The organism is Streptomyces sp. S.PB5, assembly GCF_030403745.1.
Taxonomy (GTDB): domain Bacteria; phylum Actinomycetota; class Actinomycetes; order Streptomycetales; family Streptomycetaceae; genus Streptomyces.
Genome location: NZ_JAQMWP010000011.1, coordinates 337,284 through 358,958, shown reverse-complemented (window position 1 = coordinate 358,958; position 21,675 = coordinate 337,284). Strand labels below are relative to the sequence as shown.

Sequence of the window (21,675 nt, the reverse complement as noted above, 5' to 3'; positions counted from 1 at the left end):
TCCATCGCGAGGCCCGCACCCTCGCGATCGAGAGCCGCGACAGCGAAGACACAGAGGCGTTATGCGCGGACCCCCGGCGCGACCAGGCGATCTCCGACCGGATCCCGGCCGGTCGCCGGAGACGCGCCTCCCGGCCGCGGGACCCCGCCAACGGCATCGTTCTTCCCGGTGACGGCGTACGGCGAAAGCGATGACGGTCCGTCACGCGTTACCGGTCGGCCACGCCCGAGCGCACCCGCTCGTGATGCGAACCGGCCGAACCGACGAGACGAACCTGGTCGTCGCCGCACAGTCCGGCGATCCACGAGCCCTCGACGAACTGGCCGCGAGATATCTGCCGTTGGTGTACACGATCGTGCGCAGGGCACTGGGTGAGCTTTCGGACGTCGACGACGTCGTGCAGGAGACGATGCTGCGGGCACTGCCCGAGCTGCGCACCTTGCGCGCCCCTGAGTGCTTCCGGCCCTGGCTGGTCACGATCGCGACCCGGCAGATCAGCACCCATCTGCACCGGCGGCAGGCGGACGCCGAACGAACGGCTCCCCTCGACAGGTTGACCGACCCACCGGACGCCGACGCCGACGCCGAGAACCTGGCCCTGATCCACGTAGAGCTGTCCGTTCACCGCCGAAGGACCGTCCGCGCCAGTCGATGGCTCGACCCGGACGCCCGGGCGCTGCTCTCGCTGTGGTGGCTGGAGACCGCCGGCCGGCTGACGAGGGCGAAGCTCGCGGCCGAACTGGGAACGAGCGTGGCTCACGCGGGTGTGCGCGTCCAGCGGATGCGTAACCAGTTGGAGCTGAGCCGGCAACTCGTCGCCGCGCTGGAAGCCCGCCCCAGGTGTCCGCAGTTGACCGCCGCGCTGGGGGGCTGGGACGGCGTGCCGAGCACGCTGTGGCGTAAGCGCATCACCCGGCACACCCGATCCTGTGCGCACTGCGGCCGGGCCGCCGACGAACTCGTACCCCTGGAGCGACTTGTCGTGGCCCTTGCGCTGCTTCCCGTTCCACGGGCCGGGTCGGCCGCAATGCTCGAGAGAACTCGACGGCTCAGGCCTGCCGCCGATAACGAAAACCTCCGCGATTTATCTGTGCCGGTCACTCCGATTCGCCGTCTGAAGTCGCCTGAAATGGTTATGAGAAGCGGCCGTCAATAGTCCCGCTTCTCGGATTCGTCGTGCGACGGACAAAGAGCGGATGTATTGATGGTTTTCTCTTGAATGGACCATGGCAGTCTGTCAATCTTCTAGTCGTCGACGCACGACGTCCTCCATTTCCTGACCTGTGAAATCGGAAGTCGAAAGCGATCTACGGATCGAATTCCTGCCCTGGCGGACGGGGCTGTTCACCCGGACCGACTCCACCTGCTGACCGGAGATCCGGGCGAAGCCGGGCAGAAAGGCTTTCCAGGCGCCACGGCAGCGGCATGACGCTGACATGCCCGCTGTGCGAGCGATCTGGGAGGGGGCCGGCGCGGAGCGGGCAAGCTCCGCGCCGGCTCAGCGGTCTGCCATCGCCGAAGTCTCTGACCTGCTCCGGTCCATGAAGGGAGAACGACATGTCCGAGGTGACACGCAGACGGTTTCTCGCCGCCGGGGCGGCGGCCGGAGCAGGAATCGTGCCAGGTGCGTGGACGGCCGTCGCCAGGGACGGCTCGGCCGCGCCGCGGGAGGTTCTGGCCGCGGGCGACCTGGCCCTCTGGTACGACAAGGCGGCCGGTACGGACTGGCTGCGGGCACTGCCGATCGGCAACGGGCGCCTCGGCGCGATGGTGTTCGGCAACATCGACACCGAACGGCTCCAGCTCAACGAGGACACCGTGTGGGCCGGCGGTCCGTACGACTCCGCCAACACCCGTGGCGCGGCCAACATCGCGGAGATCCGGCGACGGGTCTTCGCGGACCAGTGGGGGCCGGCGCAGGACCTGATCAATCAGGCGATGCTGGGCAGCCCGGCCGGACAGCTGGCCTACCAGCCGGTCGGGAACCTGCTGCTCTCCTTCGGCAGCGCCACCGGTGCCTCGCAGCACAACCGGACGCTCGACCTCACCACCGCCACGGCCACCACGACCTACGTGCTGAACGGCGTGCGGTACCAGCGCGAGGTCTTCGCCAGCGCACCCGACCAGCTGATCGTGACCCGGCTGACGGCCGACCGCGCCAACTCCCTGACCTTCACCGCCACCTTCGACAGCCCACAGCGCACCACCGTGTCCAGCCCGGACGGCGCCACGATCGCCCTCGACGGCACCTCCGGCACCATGGAGGGCCTCACCGGGCGCGTCAGGTTCCTCGCCCTGGCCCATGCCGCCGTGACCGGCGGCACGGTCAGCAGCTCGGGCGGAACGCTGCGGGTCTCCGGCGCCACCAGCGTGACGGTGCTGGTGTCGATCGGCTCCAGCTACGTCGACTTCCGGAACGTCGGCGGCGACTACCAGGGGATCGCGCGGCGCCACCTCGACGCCGCCCGCAACGTCGGCGTCGACGAACTGCGCCGACGGCATCTCGCGGACTACCAGGGGCTGTTCAACCGGGTGTCGGTCGATCTGGGACGTACGGCGGCGGCCGACCAGCCGACCGACGTACGGATCGCACAGCACGCGCAGGTCAACGACCCGCAGTTCTCCGCGCTGTTGTTCCAGTACGGCCGGTATCTGCTCATCTCGTCCTCGCGGCCGGGCACCCAACCGGCGAACCTGCAAGGCATCTGGAACGACCAGATGGCCCCGTCCTGGGACTCGAAGTTCACCATCAACGCCAACCTGCCGATGAACTACTGGCCCGCCGACACGACGAACCTGTCCGAATGCTTCCTCCCGGTCTTCGACATGATCGACGACCTGACCGTGACCGGCGCCCGGGTGGCCCAGGCGCAGTACGGCGCCGGCGGCTGGGTGACGCATCACAACACCGACGCGTGGCGGGGCGCCTCCGTCGTCGACGGAGCACAGTGGGGGATGTGGCAGACCGGTGGCGCCTGGCTGGCCACCCTGATCTGGGACCACTACCTGTTCACCGGTGACATCGACTTCCTCCGCTCGAACTATCCGGCCATGAAGGGCGCCGCCCAGTTCTTCCTCGACACCCTGGTCGCCCACCCGGCGCTCGGACACCTGGTCACCAACCCGTCGAACTCCCCGGAGCTCCCGCACCACACGAACGTCACCGTCTGCGCCGGGCCCACCATGGACAACCAGATCCTGCGCGACCTCTTCCAGGGCGTCGCCCGCGCCGGCGAGACCCTCGGCGTGGACGCCTCCTTCCGCGCCCAGGTACTGGCGGCCAGGGACCGGCTGGCGCCGACGAAGATCGGTTCCAGGGGCAATGTCCAGGAGTGGCTGGCCGACTGGGTGGAGACCGAGCGCAATCACCGGCACGTCTCGCACCTGTACGGTCTGCATCCGAGCAACCAGATCACCAAGCGCGGTACACCCCAGTTGCACGAGGCCGCGCGCCGGACGCTGGAGCTGCGCGGTGATGACGGGACGGGATGGTCGCTCGCGTGGAAGATCAACTTCTGGGCGCGTCTGGAGGACGGCGGCCGGGCCCACAAGCTGATCCGGGACCTGGTGCGAACGGACCGGCTGGCGCCCAACATGTTCGACCTGCACCCGCCGTTCCAGATCGACGGCAACTTCGGCGCCACCTCGGGCATCGCGGAGATGCTGCTGCAGAGCCATAACGGCGAACTGCACGTGCTGCCGGCACTGCCGTCCGCCTGGCCCACCGGGCGCGTGAGCGGACTGCGCGGCCGCGGCGGGTACACCGTCGGCGCCGAGTGGAGCAGCAGTCGGATCGAGTGCGTCGTCACACCCGACCGAACCGGTACGGTCCGGGTGCGCAGCCGGATCTTCGCCGGTGACTTCACGCTGCGGGACGAAGCGAGCGGCGAGGACGTCCAATCGAAGCGGCTGGAGACCGATCTCATCGAGTTCGCCGGCCAGGTCGGCAAGACCTACCGCGCCTCCGCAGTCAGGTCGGGGCCGGTGGAGACCGGCGTGGCCTATCGGCTGGTGGCCCAGCACAGCGGCAAGGCCGCCGACATCGAGGGCGCGTCCACGGCGGCCGGTGCGCGGCTGATCCAGTGGCAGATCACCGCCGGTCTCAACCAGCGCTTCGTGTTCCTGCCCTCCGACGGCGGGCACTACAGGATCCGGGCCGAACACAGCGGTCTGGTCCTGCAGGTCGCGAGCAACAGTGCCGGCGCCGACGTCACCCAGCAGCCGGACACCGGCGCCGCCGGCCAGCAGTGGCGGCCAGTCGACCACGGCGGCGGCGTGATCAGTCTGGTCAACCGGCAGAGCGGCCTCGCCCTGGACGTGTCGGGCGCCTCCACCGCCGACGGAGCCCGCATCTCCCAGTGGACGGCCACGAGCGGCACCAACCAGCGATTCCAACTCCAGCGCATCTAGTGCCGAGGCACCGGCCCCAGGCAGAGCTGTGTCACCGAACAGAGAGGACATCGCATGATGCCGATCCACAGACTGTTCTACGGGCGAGCCCTGACAGTGATACTGCTCATCCTTGCCATGTTCGGCGCGTCAGCAGTCAGCGCCGCGGCCGGCCCGCCACCCACCGCCGCGGAACCACGCGCGGGGACCGCCGGCTGCGGACGCACCCCCACCCTGACGAACGGGACGCACACGATCCAGAGCAGCGGGAAAAACCGCTCCTTCATCCTGAGCATCCCTGAGAACTACGACAACACCCGCCCATACCGGCTGGTCTTCGGATTCCACTGGCTCGGCGGCACCGCCGGGCAGGTCGCCGGCGGCGGAAGCGACGGCGATGTCTACGCCCATTACGGGCTCCGGCGACTGGCGGACAACAGCGCGATCTTCGTCGCTCCACAGGGCCTCAACAACGGCTGGGGCAACTCCGGCGGCGAGGACGTGACCTTCGTCGACGACATGCTCCGGCGTATCGACAACGACCTCTGTGTCGACACCACACAGCGCTTCGCCCTCGGCTTCAGCTACGGCGGAGCCATGAGCTACGCACTCGCCTGCGCCAGGCCGGACGTCTTCCGCGCGGTCGCCGCGATAGCCGCGCCCGGCGGGATCAGCGGGTGCAGCGGAGGCACCCAGCCCTTCGCGTACATGGGGATCCACGGCATCAACGACAACATCGGCGCCGGTCGCGGACTGCGGGACAGGTTCGTCAGCAACAACGGCTGCACCCCCCAGAACCCGCCGGAGCCCGCGGCGGGCAGCCGTACCCACATCACCACCACCTACTCGGGCTGCCGAGCGGGATACCCGGTCGTGTGGGCCGCGTTCGACGGAGGTCACCAGCAAGGCCCCGTGGACGGGTGCGCCGGCTGTGAGAGCGGAGCCCGGAGCTGGGTCAAGGGCGAGGTCTGGAGCTTCTTCACGGGTACGCAGCCGCCGAACCCGAACCCGACCACCTTCCGGCTGCGCAGCCAGTCATCCGACCGCTGCCTGGACGTCAGCGGTGGCGGCTCGTCCAACGGCGCCCAGATGAACATCTGGGACTGCCACACCGGCACCAACCAGCAGTTCACCCAGACCGGACAGACCCTACGGGTGCTGGACCGCTGCCTGGACGTGCCGAGCAACGCCGCCTCCGGTACCCGAGCACGGATCTGGGACTGCACCGGCGGCGCGAACCAGCAATGGAACCTGAACACCGACGGCACCATCAGCAACGTCCAGACCGGACTCTGCCTGGACGTGAACGGCGCCGCCACGGCCAACGGCACCGCGGTGATCGTGTGGACCTGCCACACCGGCACCAACCAGCGCTGGACCCGATTCTGAACAGCCACCACGAAGGCGCCTGACGGGCAGAGGCCGGCCGCGCCTGTATGCACGTCAGGGCCCGCTCCACGGCTTGTGCTCAGGGACTCAGGCGGCCGCGCCGGCGACCGCGGTGAGGAGTTCCGCGCGTGAGGGGCCCGGATCGGAGTAGTGGGGTGCCTTGCGGCCGAGTTCGGCGATCTTTTCCGCCAGGCCGGGGTCGGTGAACGTCTCCTCGGCGGTCGCCAGCAGCGATCCGACGTCCGAGAAGGCCCGCAGCAGCTCGGGATCCCGCAGCTTGGCGGTGTCCAGCGCCCGCTTGAAGTGCCAGTCACGGTCGTCGGTCTCGTACGGGACCGGGACGTCACGGGTGGCGGCGTCGATCTCGGCGAGCCGGTGCCGGTCCCAGTCGGCCAGGGCCTGCTGGACCGGGGCCAGGGAGGTCCGGGTGAACTCGTCGAAGCGCAGGGCGAGTTTCTCCGGCTCGTCGGGGCCCGACGAGCGCAGGAGGTCACGCAGGGCGGTGGCGTGCAGGGCGCCCATGGACATGCCCAGGCCGAAGAGGGGATTGGTGGTCGCCCAGGCGTCGCCGATGCTCAGCACTCCGGTTGCCACCGGCCGGCCGCCGATCACGAACCGCCGGTGCCTGCTCTCCATGCCGGACATGGCCATGACCCCGCTGATCGGCTCGCCCTCCTCGGCCAGATGCGCGACGTCGGGGAACAGCGCCACCGCCCGGTGCCAGGCGCCGGATTCGCGTAGCTCGCGCAACGCGCGGTCGTGGCGGGACACCCCCACGGACAACGCCCATGTCCCCGCGTCCCCCTCGATGGCGATGGTCGACACGCTGTCGTAGTGGACCGCCCGCCAGACCGGCATCTCGGGCAGCCTGCCGTCGGCGGAGCGGAAGTACCGGGTGTAGGCGAGGAATCCGTTCTCGGCCCGTTCCTCCACCGGCCCGGGGGCGCCGAGGTTCCGGAGCATCGCGCCCAGCGGCGAGTTGCGGCCGCCCGCGTCGACGACCAGGTCGGCATGCACGGCTTCGCCGCCCCGGGTGAGTACCCCGGCGACATGCGGCCGCGCGGGCACCCGCTCGTGGCCGGTGAGGAGTGCGGAGACGGCCGTGTCACGGCGGACGGTGAGCCCCGGGGTGCGGGCGGCCACGGCACAGAGAGCGGCCTCGACGACCGGGCGCCGGGCGGCCATCATGGCGAACCGCTCATCGCCCGGACGCCGCCCGCCGATGGCGTCCAGACCCCACGCGCCACTGAGCAGATTGCACGGCACGCCGCCCAGCGCCCTCAGCTCGGAGACCACCTCCGGCAGTTCGTTCGCCAGCGTCCGGAACGCCGCCGGCAGCAGGAGGTGCGGATGCCGGAACTGGCCGACCCCGGGCCGCTCCCACGCGCCCCACGCCTCTTCCGCGCCGCCCCGGGGAGCGCCCGGATCCCGGTCGAGCACCGTGACCCCGTGTCCCTCCCGGGCCAACAGCAACGCGGCCGTCATACCGACGGGCCCGGCTCCCACCACAACTACGTCCATCTCAGTGCCTCCTGGTGCCGATCAGCTACAGGAGCCACCCTCGTTCCGCTCGCTGCTCACCCACCAGACAGGTCCGCTGCCCGCGGCTGCTCATCGCTGCCCGTTGCCGCTCACCCCGGTCGTCGCGGTGTCAGCGGGGGTCCGTCCCGTAGATCTCCCGCCGCCACAGCGCGTCGCAGACTCGCGCGACACCCACGGTCAGGTGTCTGCGATACGTGCTGAAGGGCAGCCCCAGCCGCGCGGCGACCGCTTCCTGGGTGGGCGCGCCGTGCAGATAGGTCGCCGCCACCGCCCGGTGGTACTTCTCGCCGCCCCGCTCCGCACGCAGCGCGTCGACGGCCTCGGCCAGCAGGTCCGGCAACTCGGCTCCCGGCCCGCCGGTCAGCCTGCTGCGGGCGAGCGGGTTCAGTGCGAGATCCTCCGCCCGTGACAGCTCGCGCAGTGCGTCGCGTACGGCGGTGTCGAACTCCGGCCGGGACAGTACGGCGTACTCGGCGCTCTGCCCGGAGACCGCAGTCGGCTTCTCCAGGGCACCGGACACGCCCGACAGCAGCAGCCGGGTCCTCTGCTCCGCCCACGCCCGTACCGACAGCGTCCGCCAGTCGACCGCGTACAGGTCGTACGTGAGGTGCCCGACCCGCGGTCGGTCCCCGATCGTCGTCAGACCGAGGCTCGTCAGATAGGGCCGCCAGAAGTCCCCGGAGCGTATGGCGACGTACATCCAGGCCACCCGCCCCTCGGCGCGGGCGACCTCCGCCACACCCCGCCACTGGTGGAGGTCCTCGACCGGTGAGATCTTCGGGTAGCGCGGCGAGGTCACCGAGAAGCGGGCCATCGCCAGATGCTCCCCGTCACGCAGTGCGGCCCTGCCCCGGGTGTGCGACCAGGCCGCCGCGACCACGGGGTCGACGTCCCCGCCGTACGGCTCGGTCAGCTGAAGCCAGGCCGAGAAGCCCACGATCTCGTCGTCCCGCGCGGTACGGCAGACCCGGAACGCCTCCGGCTGCCGGTCCAGCCAGAAGCGGGCGGCGGTCGCCGAAGCGGGCCCCTCTACCTCGGTCACCAGGTCCAGAACCGTGGCGTGGTCCGCCGGTTCGCAGGCGGTCGACACCACCTCGCCACCGCGCCAGCTGTTGTAGTCGGCCATGTACCGGTCGGTCCGGAACAGGTACATGAAGGCACCCACGGCGGGAAGCATCGCGCTCTCGGGAGCCGACCGGATCTGTTCGAGCAGGTGGAGGCTGAGGCGGCCGTGCAGCTCGGCGTACCCCTCGGGATCACGCCAGCGCAGGTCCGCCTCCAGCACCTCACGCACCACGTCGTGCGGGAACAGGCCGTGCCGGGCGGACTCGACGAACGGCAGGCCACGCAGCCAGGCGAACATCGGCGCCGCGTCGTCCCCGAGTACGGCACGCAGCAGCGTCTCGGTGGTCACGTACGCGCGGGCGCACACCTCCAGGGCCCGGCGGTGCACGGGGGAGGGGACCTCACCGATCAGCCGGGGCAGCAGGGTGGCGATCGCGTCCCGGCCGGGCTCCCAGCCCGCCGACCCCGCCGAGTCGCGGACCGCCACCGCCGCCGCGAGCGCCAGGGCGAGCGGGTGGCCACCGGTGAAGGCCAGGAGGGCGGGCCGCGTGTCCTGCGGCACCCCGCGGGCGTGCAGGAAAGCCGTGGCCTCGTCCGGGGCGAGGTTGCGCAGAGCCACCGTGCACAGCAGATCCGCCCACCCCGGGTCGGACGTCCACCCGGTGTCCGGTGGCCGGCGCCCGGCGATGACCACCAGCGCGCCGACCGGCAGCCGGACCAGGAACCGGTCCCGCAGCCAGCCTTCGAGCCCCTGGCAGCGCTCGAAGGTGTCGACGAGCAGGACGGCTCGCTCGTCGGTGAGCACCGCCCCGGCCTCCTTCTCGAACGCCTCGGGCGCGGGCTCCACGAGCCGGCCGTCGACCTCGACCACCTCACGCCCCGCCGCCCGCGCCTCGGCGGCGAACCGTCGCAGCAGCATGGACTTCCCGATGCCACCGGGCCCGTGCACATACAGCACCGCGGGCGCCTTCCCGTCGCCGGACAGTGCGGAGCGGAAGACGCCCAACTCGGCCGCCCTCCCCGCGAAGACGCGGTCCCGCGCCTGCTGTACCCGGTCCCCCACCCTGCTCGGTCCACCACTCACGGAGCCCCCCTCCCCGGCCGCCTGTCGTACGGCCCACGGCAGACTCACACCACGAAGACCCGTCAGCAAACTGACGGGCCTTCAGAGATGGCCCGGGGGTGTCAACGCCGATGCCAAGCACGCAGGCGCTCGGCTCGGGATCCCGGCCTTCGGCTTCACGCACGACGTGCCGCAGCACGCCGTTGAGCTGCTCGAAGATGCCTTCCTTCTGCCGCGTGGCGATGTAGCCGTACACCGTCTCCCAGGCCGCAAAGTCGTGGGGCAGGTACCGCCAGGGGATCCCGGTGCGGTCAACGTAGAGGATGGCGTCCATGATGCGGCGCAGGTCGTGCCCGGCGGTGAGCGTGGGGCCGGTCAACTTCCAGCGGGCATCGGACAGGTCGCTGGGATACGGGCGGTGTCGCGCCATGTTTCGGTAGTGCCGTCGGGCACGACGCATCCCGAGGGCGCGAACAGCCCCCGATGCGGGCCCTGCTCAGCCTGCTCCTTCTCGGTCGGCGGCCCCGCAGCGCGGATTGCGGTCGGCTTGCCCGGTGGGCCGGACGAAGATCTCGTCGGCGTCGACCGCTTCCGTGCCCCTGCCCGTGGCACTGCCGGGTCGCAGCCGTGACAGGTCATACGGCATCGCTGGGCATGCCGGGTGACTGGGCGATCTCATGTTCGGCGGCTTCGATGATGGCCAGTACGGCGGCCGCCGCGGCCGCGGGATCGCGGGCCTCGACGGCTTGCACGATGGCGCGGTGACCCGGCAGCGAGGCTTCCACCGCGCCGGGGGTCTGGGTGCTGACGAGGAAGCTGTGTTCCAGCGCGATGTCGACAGCGCGGCCCAGTGAGCCGAGGAGACGGTTGCCGCTGGCGTCGAGCAGGGCCCGGTGGAAGGCGATGTCGGCCTCGACGTAGCCGCTGCGGCCGGGTTCCGCCGCCGCGGTCTCCATGGCCGCCAGACAGTCGTACAGGACTCGTACATCGTCGGGGCCGGCCCGGTCGGCAGCGAGCCGGGCCGCCTCGGGCTCGACGATCCGGCGCAGTTCACCCGTGTCGCGCAGCAGAGTCGTGGCGTCCCCGGCCTGTTTCCAGCGCAGCACGTCACGATCCAGGTGGTTCCAGTGCTCCGGGGGCAGCACGCGCGTGCCGGTGCGCGGGCGTACGTGCAGCATCCCTTTGGCCACCAGTGCCTTGACCGCTTCCCGCACCACCCCTCGGCTGACGCCGATCTCGGCCGCGAGCGCGTCCTCGACCGGCAACGCATCCCCCGGCTCCCACGCGCCACTCACGATGCGCCGCCCGAGCCCGTCGACCACGCGCTGATGCGTGGTCAGGAAGTGCACCACGATCTCTGCTCACCCCCTGGACGTCATTCATCGAATCATTTAATGATTGCATGACAGGGTACGGCCTGCGGGTCCTCACCCGACAACGCCCCATCGCGAAGCGGACGACGCCAGAGCCACGGGAGTGCCTACATGAACGACGGTCAGAAGACGAGCCGCCGCAGCCAGGCATGGTTCGGCGCACGGGGCCGCAGCGGGATGGTGTACCGCTCCTGGATGCGCAACCAGGGATTCGGGCACGAGGTGTTCGACGGGCGTCCCGTCATCGGTATCGCGACCAGTGCCTCCGAACTCGCCCCGTGCAACGCCCATCTGACACGCGTCGCCGAGGCCGTCAAGCGCGGCGTGTGGCAGGCGGGCGGCCTGCCACTCCAGTTCCCCACCATGGCCACCGGCGAGACCCTGATGCGCCCCACCGCCATGCTGTACCGCAACCTCATGGCCATGGAGGTCGAGGAGCTGATCCGGGCCAATCCGCTCGACGGTGTCGTGCTGCTGTCCGGCTGCGACAAGACGACCCCCGCCATGCTCATGGGCGCTGCCAGCGTCGACCTGCCCGCCGTCATGGTCACCGGCGGGCCGATGCTCAATGGCAAGTACCGGGGCCAGGACGTGGGATCCGGCACCCACGTGTGGAAGTTCGAGGAAGACCTGAAGACCGGCCGGATGACCGAGGAGGAGTGCTTCTTCGCGGAAGGGTGCATGGCCCGTTCCAACGGGCACTGCATGACGATGGGAACCGCCTCGACGATGGCCTGCCTGGCTGAGGCGCTCGGCATGCAGCTGCCGGGCTCGGCGGCCTGGCCCGCGGTCGACTCCCGGCGGATGGAAACCGCGCAGGCGGCGGGGCAGCGCATCGTACGCATGGTGGAGGAGGAGCTGCGCCCCTCGCAGATCCTGACCCGGGAGGCGTTCGAGAACGCCATCCGGGTCAACGCGGCCATCGGCGGCTCCACGAACGCCGTCATCCATCTCATCGCCATCGCCGGACGCCTCGGCGTCGAGCTGGACCTCCAGGACTTCGACGACCTGGTCCGCGCGGTGCCGACCCTGGTCAACCTGATGCCCAGCGGCACCTACCTCATGGAGGACTTCTGCTACGCGGGCGGCCTGCCCGCCGTCATGGCCGAACTGCTCGGCGGCGAACTGCTGCACGGCGGACAGATCACGGTCACCGGACACACCGTCGCCGAGAACACCGCGAAGGCCGAACGCATCGACTCCGACGTCATCACCGCCCTCGACGCCCCCTTCCAGCCGGCCGGCACCGGTATCGCCGTCCTCCGAGGCAACCTGTGCCCCGACGGCGCTGTGATCAAGCAGTCCGCCGCGTCACCGCACCTGCTCACCCACCGCGGCCCCGCTCGGGTCTTCGACTCCCCCGAGGCCTATCACGAGGTGGCCGACGACCCGGAACTCGACATCGACGAGAACACCGTCATCGTCATCCGTAACGCCGGCCCCAAGGGCTACCCCGGCATGCCCGAGGTCTCCAACGTCCCGCTTCCCGCCAAGCTGCTGAAGGCCGGCGTCAAGGACATGGTGCGCGTCTGCGACGGCCGGATGAGCGGCACCGGGTACGGGACAGTGGTCCTGCACGTGGCGCCCGAGGCCGCCGTCGGCGGACCGCTCGCCCTGGTGCACGACGGGGACCCGATCGTCCTCGACGTCCCGAACCGCTCCCTGCGCCTGGACGTGGACGACGCCGAGCTCACACGACGCCGGCAGGCATGGAAGGCACCCGCTGAGCGGAACACCAGCGGCTACGCCTGGCTTTACACCCAGCACGTGGAACAGGCCGACCAGGGCGCCGACTTCGGTTTCCTGCGCGGAAGCCGTGGACACGAGGTTCCCCGCGACTCCCACTGAGTCCCAGGTGACCGCACCCCCTCGCACCCCCTCGAACCCGGGAGAGCATCGATCGTGGAATCGGCAGCAGCGCGCCCTCGTCCGGTCCTCACGGCCGGCTCCGTCCTGCCGGCGGACGCCGACCGAGCCGCCCTCGTCGCGCGCGTCCACAACCCGGAATGGGACGGACCGTGTGTGGCCGCGGTCCGCGGCGAGCAGGTCGTCGACCTGACGGCCATCGCACCCACCGTCTCCGATCTCATGGAACGCGACGACGCGGCGGCAGTCGTCCGCGAGGCCGACGGCGGACATGTCTGGCGCCTGGACGAACTGCTTGACGCACCGGCCGGCCGCCGTGACGTTCCGCATCTGCTCGCCCCCGTCGACCTGCACGTGATCAAGGCAGCGGGCGTCACCTTCGCCCGGAGTCTGCTGGAACGCGTCATCGAAGAGCGCACGGGCGGCGATCCGGCGCAGGCCGCGCGGGTGCGGGCCCGCGTCGGGCAGGTGGTGGGCGGCACGCTCGACGGCATCCGTCCCGGATCGCCGGAAGCGGACAAGGCCAAGGAACTGCTCGTCTCCGAAGGACTGTGGTCGCAGTACCTGGAGGTCGGGATCGGGCCGGACCCGGAAGTGTTCACCAAGGCCCCGGTACTGTCCGCGGTCGGCACCGGCGCCGACATCGGCGTGCTCGGCGCCTCGGTGTGGAACAACCCCGAGCCTGAGGCCGTCCTCGTCGTGGACTCGCGCGGCCGGGTACGCGGCGCGACGCTCGGCAACGACGTCAACCTCCGCGACATCGAGGGACGCAGCGCCCTGCTGCTGTCCCGCGCGAAGGACAACAACGCCTCATGCGCGATCGGCCCGTTCGTCCGCCTGCTCGACGAGGACTTCGACCTCGACACCGTGCGCGAGATCGACATCGACCTCCGGATCGACGGCACGGACGGCTACGTACTGCGTGGCAGCAGTTCCATGCGCGAGATCAGCCGCGACGTACTGGACCTGGTGGCCGCCACGCACGGTCCGCACCATCAATACCCGGACGGCTTCGTGTTGTTCACCGGAACGCTGTTCGCCCCCACCGAGGACCGACAGGCACCCGGGGCGGGCTTCACCCACGAGTACGGCGACATCGTGCGGATCTCCAGCCCGCGACTCGGCGCTCTGGTCAACACCGTCGTCCCCAGTGAGCAGGCCGCGCCGTGGACGTTCGGCGTACGAGCGCTGATGCGCAACCTCGCCCAGCGCGGAGTGCTGTGAGACGACGAAGCCCGGGCGATACCGATGTGGTTCGCTGCGAGGAACACCTGCCTGTTCTCCATGGCGGGCGGCGTGCAGAGGCTCAGGCGCGGGTGCCTGCTCTGCACCTTCCTCCCTGTGCACGTGCACCAGGCCGCGTGGTCACAGAGCACCCCGGAAGCACCGGGCCCGGACCACCACATGCCTGGCCCTGCGGTCCCGTGTGCGCAGCGCTGCCGCTGCCGCGAGGTGCGCTGCGCACGCCTGGTTCATGCCCGGGCAACCGGCTCCTGCCCGACCGTGGCGTGCAAGCGTCGCGTGTGATCCACATGGCGCTCGGTTCCGGTCAACGTGACCCTGGCCGTCAGGCGCGGATCCGCGCTGGAGGCGGCCAACCGCACTTCCAGCTCGCCCGGTTCGACGACGCGCCGACCGTCGCGTCCGGTGAAGGAGGCGAGGTCGGCCGGGACCGTGACACGGAGGCGCCGGGCCTCGCCCGGCTTCAGTTCGACCCGGGTGTAGCCGACGAGGCGCTGCACCGGCTGGACGACGGAGGCGACCGGGTCGTGCAGATAGAGCTGGACGACCTCGGTTCCGGACCGCTCGCCTGTGTTGCGGACGGTGAAGGTGAGGGTGAACTCGCTGTCCGTCGGAGCCTCTTGGACGTCCACGGTCAGGTCTGTCCAGTCGAACCGCGTGTAGGACAGACCGTGGCCGAAGGCGAACGCGGGGGTCGGGTCGATGCTGGACACCTCGCTGACGTGAGCGAGCCGTGCCCCGAGGTACGTGGCCGGCTGGGAGCCCGGCCCGCGCGGCACGCTGACCGGGAGACGTCCGGAGGGATTGGTACGGCCACTGAGCACCCCGGCGATCGCGTGAGTGCCCTCCTCACCCGGGAAGAAGGACTGCACGATCGCAGCGGACTCCTCCACGGCGCGGCCGAGGGCGTACGGTCGTCCCGCGAGCAGGACGGTGACCACGGGTGTCTCCAGGTGGAGCAGGGCGTCGAGCAGTTGCTGCTGCGCGCCGGGCAGCACCAGCGAGTCGACGTCACATCCCTCGCCGGTGGTGCCCCGCCCGAAGAGCCCGGCGCGGTCGCCGAGCACGACCAGGGCGATGTCGGCCTCGCGTGCCACCCGGGTGGCCTCGCGGATGCCGGAGAGATCTCCGTCATCGATTCCGGTGCCGCGGGCGACCGTGATCTCGGCGTCGGGGAACTCGGCGGCGAGAGTGTCGCGCAGCGTGGGCAGCTCGATGCCGAGTGGGGTACCGGGGTGGCGGACGCCGATGTGCTGGGGGAAGGAGTAGCAGCCGAGTACGGCGGTGGGCTCGTCGGCGTTGGGACCGAGCAGGGCGATGCGGCGCGGCCTCTCGAGCGGCAGGGTGCCGTCGTTGCTCAGCAGCACGACCGCTTCCTCGGCGACCGTGCGGGCCAGCGCGCGATTCTCGGGACCGTCCAGGTCGATTCGGCCGCGCAAGGCGGCCGGGTCGTCCAGGTCCACCCCGTCGAGTGCGGCCGGCACGGGGCTCCAGTCCGGGTCGAGCAGGCCGAGCATCGCCTTCTGGGTGAGTGTCCGGCGCAGGGCGCGATCGACCAACGCCTCCGGTATGCGGCCGTCGGCGACGGCCTCGGCCAAGGGCGCGCCGTATGTCTTGGCATTGGGCAGTTCGACGTCGATGCCCGCGCGCAGCGCCGTGCCGGCGGCGCCGGCCCAGTCGGCTGCGATGCCGTGCAGCGTCTTCAGGAAGGCGATGGCGAAGTAGTCGGCGACGACTGTGCCGTCGAAGCCCCACGTGTCGCGCAGCAGCCCGGTGAGCAGATCCTCGTCGGCCGCGGAGGGCATGCCGTCGGTGTCGGTGTAGGCGTTCATCACCGACCGGGCGCCGCCTTCACGGATCGCCATCTCGAAGGGAGGCAGCAGAACGTCGGCGCGTTCACGCGGGCCCACGGAGGAGGGAGCGAGGTTACGGCCGGCGCGAGAGGCCGAGTAGCCGGCGAAGTGCTTGAGGGTGGCGACGATCCCGGCGGACTCAAGGCCCTGCACGTATGCCGTCCCGATGGTGCCGACGAGGTACGGGTCCTCGCCGATGGTCTCCTCGACCCGGCCCCAGCGGGCGTCGCGCACCACATCCAGGACGGGCGCGAGTCCCTGGTGGACGCCTACGGCACGCATGTCGCAGCCGATGGCGGCGGCCATGCGCCGCACCGTGTCCGGATCGAAGGTGGCGCCCCAGGACAGCGGAACGGGGTAGGCCGTCGCCCCCCAGGCGGAGAAGCCGGCCAGACACTCGTCATGCGCGAGAGCGGGGATGCCGAACCGGTTCGTGGCGGCGATACGGCTCTGGGTGCGGGCCAGGGAGAGCGCACCCAGGGCGGGGTCGACCGGGACCGTGCCGAAGGGCCGGGTCAGCTGGCCCAGTCCGTTGGGCAGAAGCGCGTCGAGATCGACGGCCTCCTCCATGTCGTGCTGGTGGGGGGCCACTTCACCGCCCTGATCGGAGGCGCCCACCCACACTCCGTACAGCTGGGCGATCTTCTCCCGAAGGGTCATCGCGTCGATCAGGGCGTCGACTCTCGCGGCGATGGAAAGGGTGGGGTCGTTCCAGGGGGAGATTCCGGTGGTGGTCTCTACAGCCACGTCGGCGTCCACTTTCGTCGGTCAACGGCTGAATCCGGCGGTCAGACCGCTCAGCAGCTGGCGGCGGCCGAACGCGTACAGGATGATCAGGGGCAGGGTGGTGAGGACGACGGCGGCCAGGAGGGCCGGGACGTTGACCCCGTACTCGCCCTGGAAGGTCCACAGGGCGAGCGGCAGAGTCCGCTGGGAAGGGCCCTGGGTGAGGATCAGCGGCAGCAGGAATCCGTTCCAGATGGTCAGCGCGTTGAAGATCGTCACGGTGAGGATGGCCGGGCGGGTGAGCGGCGCTGCCAGGCGCCACAGTGTCCCCCACTCGGTGGCTCCGTCCACCCGCATCGAGTCGAACAGCTCCTTGGGCACGTCGCGGATGAAGTTGGCGAGGATCAGCACGGACAGCGGGATGGCGAAGGCGATCGACGGCAGGATCAACGCCAGCAGGCTGTCGTACAGCTGCAGCTTGATGATGATCAGATAGACCGGGATGGCCGTCGCCTGCAGCGGGATGGCGAGGCCCATGAGGAACATGCCGTTCACCACGCGCAGGAACCGCATACGCCAGCCGCGCACGATGGCGTATGCGGCCATGAAGGAGACGGCGACCGCCGGCACCACCGCGCCGGCGGTGACCACGACGCTGTTCCAGAAGTAGCTGATGAAGTCGGACTCGAGGACCAGCTCGTAGTTGTCCAGTGTGGGATCGGTCGGCGGTGCCAGCGGGTTGCTCGCGTAGTAGTTGCTCTGGGCCTTGAGACTGGTGACGAGAATCCAGTAGAGGGGTACTACGACGACGGCGAGCCAGAGCCATCCGGCCAGACCGCCGAGCCAGTTGCGCCGGCGGGCGGTCGCGCCGGGGCGTCGGCCCCGCTCACGTGGGAGGGTCTTCTGCGGTTGCGGCTCGGTCAGCGTGGTGGTCATGTCAGACTCCCTCGAGCTGGCTCTCACCGGCGTCCCGGCCTCCGAGCCGGCGCAGCAGCAGGGCGATGGCGAGGCCCATCAGGACGAGGATGACCGCGATGACGCTGGCCGGCCCCATCAGGTTGGCCTGGAAGCCCCGTTTGTACATGTCCAGCGCGAGGACCCGGGTGGCGTCTGCGGGGCCGCCCTCGGTCAGGACGAAGATGAGGTCGAAGAAGGTGAGCGAGCCGATCACCATCAGCGTCGACGAGGTGATGATGGTGTATTTCAGCTGGGGCAGCGTGATGCTGAAGAACTGGCGGATCCGCCCGGCGCCGTCCAACTGCGCGGCCTCGTACAGGGACTGCGGGATCTGCTGGACGCCGCCCTGGTAGATCAGCGAGTGGAACGGGACGAACTGCCAGGAGACGACGAAGACGACGACGCCGAAGGCGAGCCAGGGGCGCCCCAGCCAGTCCTTGCTGAGCCACTCGAACCCCAGCCCGGCGCCGAGCCCGAAGTTGGGGTCGAGCAGAGCCTTGTACGCGACCGCGATCGCCGCGGAGCTGAGCAGCAGGGGGATGAAGTAGACCAGGCTCAGCACCGCGCGGTAGCGCTGGCGGCCGGCCAGGAACGTGCCGAGCAGAATGCTCGCCGGTGTCTGAACCGCCCAGGACACGGCCATCACAAGGAACGTCACCCAGAGGGCGTGCGGCAGCCCGGGGTTGGTGAGCACCGCACGCCAACTGGTCAGCCCGGACGGGTGGATGTCGCCGATGCCGTCCCACGTCGTGAAGCTCAACACGAAGACGCCGACGAGCGGGACGACGGCGAAGCCGACGAAGAACACCAGCGCCGGCACGGCCAGCCAGGGCAGGATGCTGCGTCGGCCCTCGCGCGCCGTAGAGCCCGTGAGTGCGCTCACTTGCCGATGACCTTGTTGAGGTTGTCGGTGAACTGCTTCGGCGAGATGGACAGCTGGAACAGCTTGGCGATGTTGTCAAGGAGTGTTTCGGCGGCCGTCGGGCTGAGCGCCTGGTCCCAGGACTGGCCGAACGACTTCGCGTTGCTGGCAATGTCATTGATGAACTGCAGGAACTCGGCGTTCTCGGATTCGGCGAGGAGCTTCTCCGAGCCCTTGCGGATCGGCACCGCCCCGGTGTCGATCCACGCCTTCACCTCTTCGTCCTGGAGGACGCCGGTGGCGAAGAAGTCCTTCGCGATCTTCTTCTGCTCGGCGCTGGCCTTCGAGGAGATGGACAGGTACTGGGCGGGGTTGCCTACGGAGTTGCCCGGATCGCCCTTGCCGCCTTCGACGGGTGGGAAGTTCATGAAACCGAGGTTGCCGCCGGAGACGAAGTCTCCCCCCTCGGTCTGCTGGATGCCGTACGACCAGGAGCCGTGCAGCATCATCGCGGCCTTGCCGGTGTAAAGGAGCGCCTGGTCGGCGTTGGAGTCCGCGGTGATCGAGGAGAATCCCTTGATGAACCCCTTCGCCTTGACCAGGTCCTGCACCTTGGTCAGCGCCTCGATGGCGGCCGGGTGGGACCAGGCGTCCTTCTCGCCGTCGAAGACGGCCTGGAACACCTCGGGGCCGCCGATGCGGTCGAACAGGAACTCCAGCCACATCATGTTCGTCCAACGGGACTGGCCGCCGAGGGAGAACGGCGCTATGCCCTCCGCGTTGAACTTGGGCACCAGGGCCATGATGTCGTCCCACGACTTGGGCGGTTCCACGCCGACGTCGTCGAAGACCTTCTTGTTGTAGAACAGGACGATCGGTTCCACGCTCTCGAACGGCATCGCGTATATCTTGCCGTCGACGGTCGCCGCGCCGAACGAGGCCGGGAAGAGCCGGTTCTTGATGTCGGGGTTCTCGTCGAACCACGGCGTGAGGTCGTCGACCTGCCCGGCCTCCACGTAGGTACGCAGTGTGCCGCCGCCCCACCCCCAGATGATGGTCGGTGCCTTGCCGGCGCCGATGGCGGTCTTGATCTTCGTCTTGAAGGCGTCGTTCTCGAAGGTGGTGACCTTGATCTGCCCCTTGGAGTTGGCCTTGTTGAACCGGTCCACGGCACCGGACCTGACGCCTTCCTGAGGCTGGCCGCTCAGGTGCCAGTACGTGGCCGTGTCGTCGCTGCCTTCGCTGGGGCCGGATGAGCCGCAGGCCGCGAGGGCCGCAGAGGCCGGCGCGGCCGCGGCCAGGCCGAGGAGGGTACGTCGGGAGAGCGCCATGTTCTTCTCCGCACTCGAGAGCCATCGGCTTCTCGTGAGTCAGGTTGAAAGGTTTTCGAAATAGCCTTCTCTGAGCTCTGTTTGTGCAAATTAGGTTTCGGGCTGACGCCCTGTCAAGGTGTGTGCAGGCACGTTGTCGTGCTGCCGCAAGCCGCTTAATATCGGGCAAGAACGACCCTCGAGAAAACCCTTGACGGGGACCGAAACTGTTTCGAAATCGACTGGTTGAGGACAGAGAGGCGATGCGATGGCCGCGGCTGACGCACTGTCGGTGCAGGTCATGCACAAGGTCGCGCAGCTCGGCAGCGGCTGCGTCGGCAACTGCCCGGGGCGTGTGGCCGAAGGCGGCGACGGACAGGCGGAGAGTCCACAAGTGGTGCCTCCGGACGATGTGTTCGCGGGAACCCGGAAACGTTCCGTCGGCAGAGGTCGCCCGACATGGTCCCGGTAACCTCACCCGGGTGTACGGCAGCCGCCGGTGACCGCGGTGGAGAGCGCCGGAGTGCTTGGCGAGTCGCAGCACGAGATCCCGGAGGAGTCCCGGACCGGCGTCCCCGTGCTGCCGACCTGGTCCGTTCATGCCCGGCCAGGAGGGCGCGCGGTGATCGCCCGGCCGGCCGGGGCCTGCCCACCAGGCTGCGGGTGCAGATCCCCGCCGTCCGGGCGGTCGGTCGGGACAGTGCGGCAGTTGGCCCGCTGCGCCCGGATACGGCTGGAACCGGGCGCAAGCGCGCCCGTACGCGTCGCACGCGTACCGGTCGGCGTGCATGCCCCGGACCGCGTTCACCGGACGGGATCTCACACAGATCGTCGGACGTGTCGAGGTTGCGGGGCTCGTCGGCACCTCTCCGGATGAGCTCGGTGCCGGGTTGCCGTACGGTTGACCGGTTCCACCCGCATTGCCGGCCCGACCGGCAGCTCACCACACCGGTGGACGTACAGCTGGGAGGAACCGATGCGTCCGAACGCCAGGCGCACCACCTTGGCGGACATCGCCCAAGCGGCGGGAGTCTCCGTCGCGACCGTCTCCAAAGTGGTCAACGGTCGCGGTGACGTGGCGCCGCACACCCGCAACCGGGTGCAGGAACTGCTGCATCAGCACGACTACCTCGCGCCTGTGTTCCGCCACACCGAGGTCGTCGAAAGCCCGACCATCGAGGTGCAGTTCAAGGGCGGCCTCAAGTCGTACGTGGCCGAGACCCTGGAAGGCATCATCGACTCCGCCGCCGAATCGGGGGCCTCGGTGGTGATCAGTAAGGCGTCCCATGCCCCGCACTGGGCCCGGGACCTGGTCTCAGCCGGGCGCCGCGCCGTCATCGCGGTCACCAGCGTGTACACCACTGCGCACCTGAACGAACTGGCCCGGTCCGGGCTGCCGTTGGTCGTGCTGGACCCACTGCACCTGCCGGACAGCCGCGTCCACAGCGTCGGGTCGACCAACTTCACCGGCGGCCTGGCGGCGACCCGGCACCTGCTCTCCCTGGGGCACCGCCGCATCGCCTATATCGGCGGACCGGCCATGGCCGTGTGCAACCAGGCACGCATGCACGGCTACCGCGCCGCCATGGAGGCGGAAGAAGCGCAGGTACCCGACGCCTACGTCCGGCCCGGAGAATTCACGTACGAGACCGGGCTCGTCGGCGCCACGGCGCTACTGGGCCTGCAAGAGCCACCGACGGCGATCTTCGCAGGCAACGACGAGATCGCCATCGGTGTCATCGAGACCGCCCGCACTCGAGGCCTGCGCGTCCCCGAGGACCTGAGCGTGGTCGGCTTCGACGACACAAGCCTCGCCCAGATGGCCTCACCGCAACTGACCACCGTGCGCCAGCCACTACGGGAGATGGGCGGTGCCGCCCTGCGCACCGCCCTCCGACTGGCCAACGGTGAAAAGGTCGAGTCCCACCACATCGAACTCGCCACCGAACTCGTGGTACGCGCCTCAACGGCGCCACCCCGCGAAGAGACTTCGGCGCGTAGGTAGTCGCAGGTGAGAGGTCGCATTGATTACAGCGGG

13 protein-coding genes and 1 pseudogene are annotated in these 21,675 nt (G+C 69.8%); 6 read left to right on the top strand and 8 right to left on the bottom strand.

From position 1 onward, the window contains the following. Positions 1 to 244 precede the first annotated feature (244 nt). The 3 genes from PH203_RS29340 to PH203_RS29330 all read left to right on the top strand — a co-directional run bounded on the left by PH203_RS29340 (position 245) and on the right by PH203_RS29330 (position 5,778). Positions 245 to 1,156, top strand: a complete 912-nt coding sequence (locus PH203_RS29340) for a sigma-70 family RNA polymerase sigma factor (RefSeq protein ID WP_289923646.1) — start codon at positions 245 to 247, stop codon at positions 1,154 to 1,156. A gap of 401 nt (positions 1,157 to 1,557) precedes the next feature. Further along, a complete protein-coding gene (locus PH203_RS29335) occupies positions 1,558 to 4,410 on the top strand; it encodes a glycoside hydrolase N-terminal domain-containing protein (protein WP_289923645.1) in 2,853 nt (950 codons plus the stop codon). Between the two features lie 117 nt (positions 4,411 to 4,527). Further along, entirely contained in the window at positions 4,528 to 5,778 is a 1,251-nt protein-coding gene (locus tag PH203_RS29330) for an RICIN domain-containing protein (RefSeq protein ID WP_289923675.1), read from the top strand. A gap of 87 nt (positions 5,779 to 5,865) precedes the next feature. Here PH203_RS29330 and PH203_RS29325 read toward each other — a convergent pair whose 3' ends face one another. From PH203_RS29325 to PH203_RS29310, 4 genes and pseudogenes are all read right to left on the bottom strand, one after another. Next, positions 5,866 to 7,299 carry an FAD-dependent oxidoreductase gene (locus PH203_RS29325; RefSeq protein WP_289923644.1) on the bottom strand — a complete coding sequence of 478 codons (1,434 nt, stop codon included), beginning with the start codon at positions 7,297 to 7,299 and terminating at the stop codon, positions 5,866 to 5,868. Between the two features lie 130 nt (positions 7,300 to 7,429). Then, a complete protein-coding gene (locus PH203_RS29320) occupies positions 7,430 to 9,469 on the bottom strand; it encodes an ATP-binding protein (RefSeq protein ID WP_289923679.1) in 2,040 nt (679 codons plus the stop codon). A gap of 118 nt (positions 9,470 to 9,587) precedes the next feature. Continuing rightward, positions 9,588 to 9,878: pseudogene (locus PH203_RS29315) on the bottom strand (transposase); the annotation flags it as partial. A gap of 205 nt (positions 9,879 to 10,083) precedes the next feature. Next, complete coding sequence (locus PH203_RS29310) at positions 10,084 to 10,803, bottom strand: FadR/GntR family transcriptional regulator (protein ID WP_289923674.1); 720 nt, start codon at positions 10,801 to 10,803, stop codon at positions 10,084 to 10,086. Positions 10,804 to 10,932: 129 nt separating this feature from the next. Between PH203_RS29310 and PH203_RS29305 the strand changes: the two genes are divergently transcribed. Both PH203_RS29305 and PH203_RS29300 read left to right on the top strand, forming a co-directional pair. Next, a complete protein-coding gene (locus tag PH203_RS29305) occupies positions 10,933 to 12,669 on the top strand; it encodes an IlvD/Edd family dehydratase (RefSeq protein WP_289923643.1) in 1,737 nt (578 codons plus the stop codon). 54 nt (positions 12,670 to 12,723) lie between these two features. After that, positions 12,724 to 13,911, top strand: coding sequence for a fumarylacetoacetate hydrolase family protein (locus tag PH203_RS29300; protein ID WP_289923641.1), 1,188 nt, complete (start codon positions 12,724 to 12,726; stop codon positions 13,909 to 13,911). A 248-nt stretch (positions 13,912 to 14,159) separates the two neighbouring features. Here the strand turns inward: PH203_RS29300 and PH203_RS29295 are convergent, their stop codons facing one another. From PH203_RS29295 to PH203_RS29280, 4 genes are read right to left on the bottom strand one after another with little or no spacing between them, the layout of a single operon-like run. After that, positions 14,160 to 16,541 carry a glycoside hydrolase family 3 N-terminal domain-containing protein gene (locus PH203_RS29295; protein WP_289923638.1) on the bottom strand — a complete coding sequence of 794 codons (2,382 nt, stop codon included), beginning with the start codon at positions 16,539 to 16,541 and terminating at the stop codon, positions 14,160 to 14,162. 9 nt (positions 16,542 to 16,550) lie between these two features. After that, positions 16,551 to 17,444 (bottom strand): carbohydrate ABC transporter permease, encoded by an 894-nt coding sequence (locus PH203_RS29290; RefSeq protein ID WP_289923637.1) that lies wholly within the window; start codon positions 17,442 to 17,444, stop codon positions 16,551 to 16,553. A gap of 1 nt (position 17,445) precedes the next feature. Then, entirely contained in the window at positions 17,446 to 18,348 is a 903-nt protein-coding gene (locus PH203_RS29285; RefSeq protein WP_289923635.1) for a sugar ABC transporter permease, read from the bottom strand. Beyond that, on the bottom strand, positions 18,345 to 19,658 hold the full coding sequence (locus tag PH203_RS29280) for an extracellular solute-binding protein (protein ID WP_289923634.1): 1,314 nt from the start codon (positions 19,656 to 19,658) through the stop codon (positions 18,345 to 18,347). The genes PH203_RS29285 and PH203_RS29280 overlap by 4 nt, the downstream gene beginning before the upstream one ends. Positions 19,659 to 20,613: 955 nt before the next feature. Between PH203_RS29280 and PH203_RS29275 the strand changes: the two genes are divergently transcribed. Beyond that, positions 20,614 to 21,642, top strand: a complete 1,029-nt coding sequence (locus PH203_RS29275; protein WP_289923631.1) for a LacI family DNA-binding transcriptional regulator — start codon at positions 20,614 to 20,616, stop codon at positions 21,640 to 21,642. Positions 21,643 to 21,675 lie beyond the last annotated feature (33 nt).

Excerpts from the sequence above, each read along its gene's own strand:
- PH203_RS29340 (WP_289923646.1), top strand. The coding sequence starts at position 245 with ATGCGAACCGGCCGAACCGACGAGACGAACCTGGTCGTCGCCGCACAG.
- PH203_RS29335 (WP_289923645.1), top strand. The coding sequence starts at position 1,558 with ATGTCCGAGGTGACACGCAGACGGTTTCTCGCCGCCGGGGCGGCGGCC.
- PH203_RS29330 (WP_289923675.1), top strand. The coding sequence starts at position 4,528 with ATGTTCGGCGCGTCAGCAGTCAGCGCCGCGGCCGGCCCGCCACCCACC.
- PH203_RS29325 (WP_289923644.1), bottom strand. The coding sequence starts at position 7,299 with ATGGACGTAGTTGTGGTGGGAGCCGGGCCCGTCGGTATGACGGCCGCG.
- PH203_RS29305 (WP_289923643.1), top strand. The coding sequence starts at position 10,933 with ATGAACGACGGTCAGAAGACGAGCCGCCGCAGCCAGGCATGGTTCGGC.
- PH203_RS29290 (WP_289923637.1), bottom strand. The coding sequence starts at position 17,444 with ATGACCACCACGCTGACCGAGCCGCAACCGCAGAAGACCCTCCCACGT.
- PH203_RS29280 (WP_289923634.1), bottom strand. The coding sequence starts at position 19,658 with ATGGCGCTCTCCCGACGTACCCTCCTCGGCCTGGCCGCGGCCGCGCCG.
- PH203_RS29275 (WP_289923631.1), top strand. The coding sequence starts at position 20,614 with ATGCGTCCGAACGCCAGGCGCACCACCTTGGCGGACATCGCCCAAGCG.